11 protein-coding genes are annotated in these 8,864 nt (G+C 41.0%); 3 read left to right on the forward strand and 8 right to left on the reverse strand.

Going from position 1 to position 8,864, the window contains the following annotated elements; genetic code table 11:
- Positions 1–190 (forward strand): hypothetical protein (locus ADA01nite_RS22205; RefSeq protein ID WP_170230349.1); only part of this gene is annotated, 190 nt, incomplete at its 5' end.
- 188 nt (positions 191–378) lie between these two features.
- Here ADA01nite_RS22205 and ADA01nite_RS16940 read toward each other — a convergent pair.
- From ADA01nite_RS16940 to ADA01nite_RS16970, 7 genes are all read right to left on the reverse strand, one after another.
- Entirely contained in the window at positions 379–879 is a 501-nt protein-coding gene (locus ADA01nite_RS16940) for a PIN domain-containing protein (protein WP_170230350.1), read from the reverse strand.
- A 4-nt stretch (positions 880–883) separates the two neighbouring features.
- Positions 884–1,168 (reverse strand): UPF0175 family protein, encoded by a 285-nt coding sequence (locus ADA01nite_RS16945; RefSeq protein ID WP_146811459.1) that lies wholly within the window; start codon positions 1,166–1,168, stop codon positions 884–886.
- A 138-nt stretch (positions 1,169–1,306) separates the two neighbouring features.
- Positions 1,307–1,681: a hypothetical protein gene (locus ADA01nite_RS16950; protein ID WP_146811460.1), complete on the reverse strand. Its 375-nt coding sequence runs from the start codon at positions 1,679–1,681 to the stop codon at positions 1,307–1,309.
- A 237-nt stretch (positions 1,682–1,918) separates the two neighbouring features.
- On the reverse strand, positions 1,919–2,272 hold the full coding sequence (locus ADA01nite_RS16955) for a calcium-binding protein (protein ID WP_146811461.1): 354 nt from the start codon (positions 2,270–2,272) through the stop codon (positions 1,919–1,921).
- Between the two features lie 498 nt (positions 2,273–2,770).
- Complete coding sequence (locus ADA01nite_RS16960) at positions 2,771–4,237, reverse strand: ATP-dependent nuclease (protein WP_170230351.1); 1,467 nt, start codon at positions 4,235–4,237, stop codon at positions 2,771–2,773.
- 582 nt (positions 4,238–4,819) lie between these two features.
- The gene (locus ADA01nite_RS16965; protein ID WP_146811463.1) at positions 4,820–5,050 is read right to left on the reverse strand and encodes a hypothetical protein; all 231 of its coding nucleotides are present in this window, start codon (positions 5,048–5,050) and stop codon (positions 4,820–4,822) included.
- The gene (locus ADA01nite_RS16970) at positions 5,047–5,232 is read right to left on the reverse strand and encodes a helix-turn-helix domain-containing protein (RefSeq protein ID WP_146811464.1); all 186 of its coding nucleotides are present in this window, start codon (positions 5,230–5,232) and stop codon (positions 5,047–5,049) included. The genes ADA01nite_RS16965 and ADA01nite_RS16970 overlap by 4 nt, the downstream gene beginning before the upstream one ends.
- Before the next feature lie 434 nt (positions 5,233–5,666).
- Between ADA01nite_RS16970 and ADA01nite_RS22210 the strand changes: the two genes are divergently transcribed.
- Positions 5,667–5,828: a hypothetical protein gene (locus tag ADA01nite_RS22210; RefSeq protein ID WP_170230352.1), complete on the forward strand. Its 162-nt coding sequence runs from the start codon at positions 5,667–5,669 to the stop codon at positions 5,826–5,828.
- A complete protein-coding gene (locus tag ADA01nite_RS16975) occupies positions 5,828–7,378 on the forward strand; it encodes a recombinase family protein (RefSeq protein ID WP_246147388.1) in 1,551 nt (516 codons plus the stop codon). The genes ADA01nite_RS22210 and ADA01nite_RS16975 overlap by 1 nt, the downstream gene beginning before the upstream one ends.
- Here ADA01nite_RS16975 and rlmD read toward each other — a convergent pair.
- The gene (gene rlmD, locus ADA01nite_RS16980) at positions 7,375–8,775 is read right to left on the reverse strand and encodes a 23S rRNA (uracil(1939)-C(5))-methyltransferase RlmD (protein ID WP_146811465.1); all 1,401 of its coding nucleotides are present in this window, start codon (positions 8,773–8,775) and stop codon (positions 7,375–7,377) included. The two genes, ADA01nite_RS16975 and rlmD, sit on opposite strands and share 4 nt — an antisense overlap.
- Between the last annotated feature and the right edge of the window lie 89 nt (positions 8,776–8,864).

The raw sequence follows: 8,864 nt of genomic DNA on the forward strand, positions 1-8,864 counted from the left end.
TTGGAAATGGACCAGTGATTCAAGTCGTAATCTTGAAGAAATTCGTAGAATTGCCGAACGAATTGAAAAAGATGTTGAAAATCGAATTCATGAGATTGAACGTAGAGTAGAAGAAGGAACTAAAAATATTGAACGTATGCTTGATACGAAAACCGAAAATATTACGAGAATAATTGAAGTTCAGCTGTAGAATTAATTGAAAGAGCGTGCCTAAGGCAGATGACAAAGCTTTCGCATCCTTTATGTCTGAACTCGCGCTCTAAGTTATTTACAGAGACTTTCAAAAACCCGGAATTTATGCGCGAATTAATGAGTATAGGAGCTAATAGTCCAAATAAAAGAATACAAGCCGCTAACCATTTATGTTGGCGGATTGTCTCATAGTTCTTTTTCTGCTTCCAATACCATATGGTAAATCGGTTGCGAAATTCGGTATCCTTCTGCGATCAAAAAGTCCATGTATGGCTTAACATATTCAATCTTTCCCTCGCGTTTTGCGATTCGCAGAATGCCGATCGAACCAATGATGGTAAGAAAGAAGTTCTTCGCAGTTTGCCGTGCAGCTTTTTCATCGATTAGCACAAAGTCGGCATTAAGTTCCCTGCCCCCAACGATGGTTTCCAGTTCACCTTTATGTAATTTGCCGTACAGCGAGTTTACAAGCAATTGATCTTGTACCTTATAAATGTTTATGTTTTTGTCCTGTACGGCCTGGTCAACTTCCGCTTTTCCGCTACTTTGTTCATCTGCAGAGGCCATGATTTCCTGGTATACAGCTTCAGAAATAAAGACTTGATCATATAACTCCCAAAGCAAGTGAAGCTGGTGGATTTTCGATAAAGCGATTAAGGGGCTTGTGTTGCTGATAATTCTAGCCATTCTCCTACTCTCCTTGGAAGTATTTTTCGATTGCAACGTTGTCATCTTCTACATGTTCTTCAGTGTATTCCATCCAAGGTATTTTTTTGCTGGATAAAATCTTGATGAAGTCAGAAAGCGGCTTTTCAGCAAGTTCGGATGCGCGTTCTAATGTTACCGCTCTTTCCACGAATAGACCGATAGCTAAAGATACTCTCAGTTTTTGATCAAGGGAAGTTCCATATCCTGTCTTATCAATAACCTGCAAAAATTCTTCAGGGACGCGAACTTCAGGTATATTTTTGTCCATGACAACCCCTCTTTTGTTTTGAAGTTGAAATAATTACTGTAGCAGATTGCTGTGCCTGACCTTATTATACAATAAAGTGAGGGATTTATAGAAAAAGTAAAAGTAGTTGCAACCATACTGGTAATCCACCGAAATTTCTTACTGCTCCTTGGTCGATTTTCTCCTCTTTTTCATAACAAAAACGGTAAGATACATGACAAAGCAACTGATAAAAAAACTTATATCAAAAATAAATCGTAATGTATCATATTGAAATTTACCAAAAACTAATTCGTACAATTTAGACGAAACCCAAATCAATCCGATCACCAAATACGCATTTGAATAGGCTTTTAGCATAATTTTTTGTCCTGCTGTACTATCCTCATGTTCTTTTTCGAATTTCTCTTTCGCTGATATCAGTGGAAATAGTAAGAATGCAACTATAACTGCCACAATCCATCCAATAACATTTATTATAATCTCTCCCCCTCCTTCTTTCTTTATTTCATGATTTTCACAGAAAACGACCATGGCGTTTCCGCCGCAACCCCGATATGAAAATGATGGGAAGGGCGGCTGACTTTTGTGGTACGAGGGAAAAGTGAGAAGAGAACGAGAGGATGATTTTAATGTGGAAAAAGGCGAACGCCTTTTTCTTCCCCGGATCTCATTTCCTCTTTTTCTCCTTCTTTCCTCATGATTTTCACAGAAAATCACCTACTACATTTACGGTAGATGCCCCTGCACCGTCTAAGTATCATATTTATCTCATCGATTAGCAAACCATACTGAATAATCATCAATTACTTTTCTTTCCATATCATTCAGTTCAATAACTTCTAATTCACATAGTGGAAAATAAATTTTTTTCCTCCCCAGTCTTGCGTGTGCAATAATTCCATATTTATCATCAATATCATCAATGGAATGCACTTTCAATACATCCCCATACTGAACTACTGAACTCTTCTCCTGTATTTCAAATACCCTTGCTTTAAAAGGGAATTGTACAGTCTCCTGAATACACTTGAACCATTCTTCCATGATAGCAAATTCATCACTAAGATCTTGTACAACTCTTGAAATTCGTACATCTTGGTCTTCATCAAATTTCCACTTCATGCGATTTCCCCCAGATTTTTCTTACTTTCCATCCTTCTGTTAAGACATAATAAAGTCATGCTAAAAAACACCCCTCAAACCCGCATTCCTACGTTTCCAGTTATAATAAAGTTTTTCACAAACCTGGCTTTTTCCCGATTTTTGATTCGATTTTTTCTGCCACAACTTTATTATGTTTGAAATAAAGTCTTGATATAAAAAACAGGAAAAAGGCTTGAAAAATAAGGATTTCTCCTTTTACCTCGAACCTTTCTCCCGCTCTTTTGCACAACTTTGTTTTGATTTTGTTAGAAGTTTATTAAGGATAGCAGGGGTTTATTTTTCCTTTACACCTTCAAATATAGCCTTACCACGCACTCCACATGTGAGGACTGTACAGCAGTAACATTTTTTCATCGGATGTGGGAGTATTCGCTAAATAGTAGTAAGATGGATTTCTAGAACAAAGTAATGTAACTGAGTTTTAAAAGCAACGCTTCAATGTACCAAAGTTAGAAACTATTCAAGTATTTCCGCCAATTTTTTAGCAAAAGGTTCAAAATTTACGTGTTCAAAAATATCTTCCGCAAGATTATTGACAAAACTTTGTTCGGAAATTCCTCTGCTTTTCAAATCGTCTAACAAAATATTGTAAAGTTCCTTATTTGGTTTTTCAGGTTGTTTTTTTGAGAATTTATTACGATAATTAGAAATCAACTTATCAATAGAATTTATCTGGAAATATTTATCATTGATTTTCTTTTTGATTTTTTGGTCAGGCTTATCAAGTAAAACCCGATACAAAAACTTTTCCACACTTTCAATTGGTAAGAATAACTTTTTAAGATCGGTACTTTTATTTCTAGCTTGTGCTTGAATATCACCATCAAGAATTGAAACTACAACCCTTCCAATGCCTAACAGATTTGCCCTTAACAATTCTTTGTGAAGAGAAAGCACCATTTCCCACCCACCAACAGGGCAAACGTATATTAATTTACTATTATACATGCTATATTTCCTTAAGACTTTCTCGACAATAATTTTTGCTAATCTATCTTCAACTAGTAATAGAAAGTCAAAACCATCCTGGTCAAAAACCTCTCGTATAGCATAGCTTGGATAACAAGGGTTTATAACGGAAAGTTCCCCATCAATGTTCTCTAATTTAAATAAATTATTTGGCGAAATAAATCGAATAACTTCCGGTGCATGAGTAGTCAGAATTACTACAAGGTGCTCCGATTCTTCAACTAACTGATTAAGTAATTCAAGTAACCTTTTTATAGCGGTGGGGTGAAGGGCAACTTCAATTTCGTCAATTAATAAAAGAATTGTCTTATTTGGCGGTAATGACTTTCTCACAAGAGAGTTATAAACAAAATGTAACAGGGATACTAGCAGACATTCACCTGAACTCATTCGATATTGAGAAATCAATTGTCCATTTAATTCGTAAAAATACGGAGTATTCATCAAATTGAATTTCCTTGCAATTTCCCGGTTTCGAACCCTTTTTAAGTTTCGGTAATGCTGATTATCACCATGGATTATATAACTCATTTTTTCTTTTATATAATCATCGGCTTCCACAATTTCATTTACATCTAAGGCACCATCTTCTACTAGTTGATCAACTGCTTTGGAGTCGTTAAATCTAGTACCATAAAATAGACTACCTTCATAACTACCATTAAATCTCATGGTATTTGGATACGTATCCGCCTTCCACATGTTTCCGTCTTTTTTCCACACGTCTATTTTATCCCCCAGTTTAAATATTACGGAGGAATTGGAATTATAGTCTGTAGCTTTAAGAGCACCTAAATGATGACGAGAGATTATCTGGGCTAATGCTTGTAATACCGTAGTTTTCCCACACCCGTTGATACCAACAATAGCGTAGACCCCTTTTTCTAACGGAATTTCAATTTTACCCTTTCGAATGTTTTTAATTTCGTTTATTTCAACATGTAAAGTCTCCAAATAATATTCCCTCTTCCATATTCAATATTACTACTAGTAGTACTACTTTTAGAATAAAATGTAAATACAAAACTCGTCGAATTATGTTTTTATGTGAGGGGCAGTACCCGCCCCTGGCGGTTTTTCTCTTTATGAAAATTAGTTTACTGATGTGGCAGCCGTTCGCTACGCTCACGTCTGCTCACATGCGGGCTTCGCTGCGCTACGCCCGCTGAGTTGGAGAGAGATGATTGTTTTCTTGAATGGGGGGAAAAACATAGGTGAGTAAGGAAACGCTATTCCCCCTTTTAAGGGGGGATAGGAACACAGGTGAGTTTAGGTTCCCTACATGACATCAGACGTGCTCAGGTACGGCTTTACCACGTTTATGATAAATCATAAGTCTGTCATGAATCCCTTGCCTTTCGGCAACCGTGACGGGGCTACGTGAAACGTAGAATCTGAGGAGATGAAGCACAACTTCAAAAAATAATTACTGACCGTCTAACGGGGCTGCATCCACTTGTGAACGTGGAGGTGTTTTTTAACGTGTTATTCCACATAACCACGGATAAAGATATTTTAGGGACTACATATGCCTTTTCAGGCTGGGAAAATCAAATCAACATTCCAGCCTTTTTCTTGTAAAAAGGAAATTAAATCAGATTCAGCGATAAGATATGGCCTTGTGCCAACTCTTATATTGTCCGGGACACGTTCTGCATGTAGCCCTTCTTTTTCAATCCAATGCCAGACCCGCTCTTGAGTTACGAGCATATTCCGGCTGGCTTTTGTCAGCTTATTAGCAACCTCTGACAAAGTATAATACCTCATTGGCGTGTCGCTCCTTTACCGTAGACAAGGTTTTCAACATCTTTTTGCTCGATCATCCAGCGTTGATTCACCTTGTAAGCCTTTAGTTTTCCATCGTCAATCCATTTGTAGATAGTCAATTGCGATATCCCCAGGAATGATGCTACTTGCCGCGGGGTGTAGAACTTGCTAAGTGTCGTCATATCGTCACCTCATTATGAATTTGTATTGCTATTATAAGTAATCGAATAAAATCATTAACTCGGGAATGTCAGACTTCTTTTGTCCAAAATGAAGGCAAAGGGAACGCAACATTTTCCAGCAGGAAAGTAGAGGTAACTGTGTAAAATAGCAATTCGTTTTTTCTTGGAGGCTATCATATTAAATCTGACCTTAACATCGAAAACATGTACGTTAAATTAGGTTATATTTGAGCACAGCTTTTCGGTGCGTACAAAGGTTCAAAGATTTTTTGGTACGGAAATTTCAAGCGTTACCGATTCTTCTCTAAGTATCAAAAATTCATCAGGCACTGGGTGGCATCTAAAATCGCTATGTTGCCCCGCTCCCGCCCTATAAAAATTTTTCGCAACTGTTCCCACACTCACCACGATAGGGACGGTGGAGGGGATAATCAATGAACAAAATAGAGCGATTGTTTAATGGGTGCAACTCTTTGGAAGAATCGTTGATTTCTATTCTGAATGGTCAAATTGACAAAATTTTATCAGCCGCTTACGATAGCGATAAAGCGAATACTCCCCTTTCTTGCGTGGATAAAGAAGGGGGAAAAAACTAATGTTGAAGGTTGTTATTTATGCTCGTGTAAGTACCAAGCAAGATGCCCAAAAGAACAGCCTTGAAAATCAAGTATCGTATGCCATGAACCTGGCTGCCCAAAATGGCTGGACAGTTGTCGGTCAGTACATTGATGACGGAATCAGTGGGGCGACCAGAAACAACCGAGAAGGAATTCAGCGACTGCTTCTCGATGCAAAGAAGAAAAAGTTTGATGCCTTAATCGCAAAGTCTGTATCAAGGTTAGGCAGGAACACCGTTGAAAACCTTCAAACCGCTCATGAAATAGAGTCTTCTGGGATTCGACTAATCTTGCCGGAAGATAACTACGATACAGAAACACGCGATAGCAGAATCATGTTTAATTTGAAGGCTGTACTGGCTGAGGAAGAAAGCGCAAAATTGTCCCAGCGGATAAAGATTGGATTGCGGGCAAGTGCAAGGCGAGGGGTTTATAAGGCTTCCCTCCCCGCGTTTGGTTACAAGCGTGACCCATTTAATAAGCGATTGGAATTGGATGAGGATTATGCTCCCATTGTCAGGGAAATCTTTGACCTTTACCTGTATCATGATTGGGGCACGTACAAAATCAGTAACCACCTCATTGATCGTGGCATTCCAACTCCAAGAACCGTATCTGGCGCTAGTAACGCGGGGGAATTGTGGCATCAAAGCACAGTAAAACTTATTTTGAGTAATATTGTGTATACTGGAACGCTTGTTCATCACCGAGAAGAAACAAGGGATTTCATTTCCAAGAAGCGTAAACAAGTAGAACCCAGTCAGCAGATTGTTTTTGAAAATGCCCACCCTGCCATCATATCTATGGACGAATACAACGCCGTTCAAGAGAAAATGAAACAAAAGGGCAGGAACAAAAGCAACGGACGCGAGAGTCTATTTGCTCATATCGCAGTCTGCGCTGATTGTGGTAAGGGAATGGTTTTTCGTACCGACAGACGGAAAAGCGGGGCTTACGTTTGCGGGGGCTACGTGAAGCATTCACGATCTTTTTGTTCCTCACACATCGTAGAGTCTGATACGTTATTGCAAGCGGTAAAAGATGACCTAAAAGAATTAATTGCTGATAACGTCAAGTTGGAAAAGCTATACAGGGCGGTAAATGGCAAAGCCAATGAACAACAAGCCAAGTATGCCAAAGAGTTGACCAACATCAGCAAACGGTTGAAACAGCTAAACAAGGAGTTTCAAAGCCTGCTGCAACTCTACTCTGAAAAGGTTATCGACATCGTACAATTCAAGGCTCAGAACGAACACATTCAAGAGGAACAAACTAGGCTGACCCTAAAGAAAGCTGAGATAGAATCTCTGCTTGAAACGAAAAAAGACATGGATGAACAACTCCATGCCTTTAGAAAGCAGATAGCCCGCTTCGCAAAACTAGACATCGACGATGAACAAGTTTTGAAACAGGTTCTTCAAAGACTTATTCAGAAGATAGAAGTCAATGAAGATGGTACAATCAAAGCAATTCATTACAACATTACCCGCCCTCATTCGGTTAGGGCGTTGGAAAAACGAGGGGCTTAGTCATTTGCCCCTCTCAATTTTAGTAACACTGTACACTCCACATGCGAGGTATGTGGGAACATATCTACCGGCTGCACCCACTCCAGTCGATATGCTTTCAGCAAATGCGCCACATCGCGGGCCAAAGTCGATGGGTTACAGGATACGTATACGAACCGCTTCGGCTTTGCTTTCAGTACCGCATCCAGCAGCGCCTTATCGCAACCCACGCGCGGCGGATCTACGACGACAACATCCGGGCGCTCGCCCTGCTTTACCCATTTCGGCAGCAACTCTTCCGCCTTGCCCACATAGAATTCGGCATTTGTAATGCCGCTCTTCTCCGCGTTCCGCTTCGCGTCCTCGATTGCTTCCGGAATCACTTCGATGCCGCGCACCCGCTTCGCATCGGGAGCCAGCCAGAGCGCAATCGTTCCAACGCCGCAGTAGGCATCCACTACCATTTCCGAACCTGTCAGGCCGGCCGCTTCTTTGGCCGCGCCGTACAGCTTGACCGTCTGGGACGGATTCAACTGGAAGAACGCGCGCGGCGACAGCGAGAATTTAACGTCACCGAGCGATTCGTCAATTGTGTCTTTGCCCCATAGTGTTATTGTTTTATCCCCGAAGATAAGCGATGTTTTCTGTGTATTGATGTTCTGGTTAATGCTTGTGAGTTCCGGAAGGCGCATGCGCAGTTCGGTGATAATCTCCTTCTTGCGCGGCAACTTCTCCTCCGCTGTGACGAGGATAAGCTGCATCTCGCCTGTTTCAAACCCGACGCGCGCGACAATCGTACGGATAATGCCGGTCCGTTTTCGCTCGTTATAGACGGGAATATTAAGCTTTTCGAGCACGTCCCGCGCGGCCGCAATCATCCGGTTCGTCTCCGGATGCTGAATCGGACAGTCGCCAATATCAATCAGCTGGTGACTGTCCGGCGCGTACAGGCCGGTAATCATACGGCCATCCTTCATGCCGGCCTGGAGCTGGGCCTTGTTGCGGTAGCTCCACGGATCATCCATGCCAAGGATAGGGCGCAGCGGAAGCTCGCCGATATCGGTATATTTCTCGAACGCGCTGCGCACGATGTCTTCCTTGGCCCGCAGCTGTCCTTCATATGTCATGTGCTGCATTTGGCAGCCACCGCATTGTTCATATACCGGGCAGGGGGGCGTCTGGCGCAATTCGGATGCCTGTTTTATTTTTTTTACTTTTCCTTCGGCAAACGAAGGCTGTACATTCGTAATTTTAACTTCTACGACTTCATCGGGAAGCGCACCCGGTACAAACACTGCTTTGCGCTTGTAGTAGCCGATGCCTTCTCCGTTGATGCCAATGCGCTTTATGGTCAGCAGAATTTCCTGTCCAATATTCAATCGGACATCGCGTTTTTGGGATTTTGATCTGTTTTTCATTAAGTTTTTCACCTTTTCTTAACATATACGGAATGCCAGCATATCAAAAAAACCACCATGGCGCTTCAGCCGCAACCCCGACATGAAAA

The sequence above is a fragment of the Aneurinibacillus danicus genome, from assembly GCF_007991215.1.
Lineage (GTDB): Bacteria > Bacillota > Bacilli > Aneurinibacillales > Aneurinibacillaceae > Aneurinibacillus > Aneurinibacillus danicus.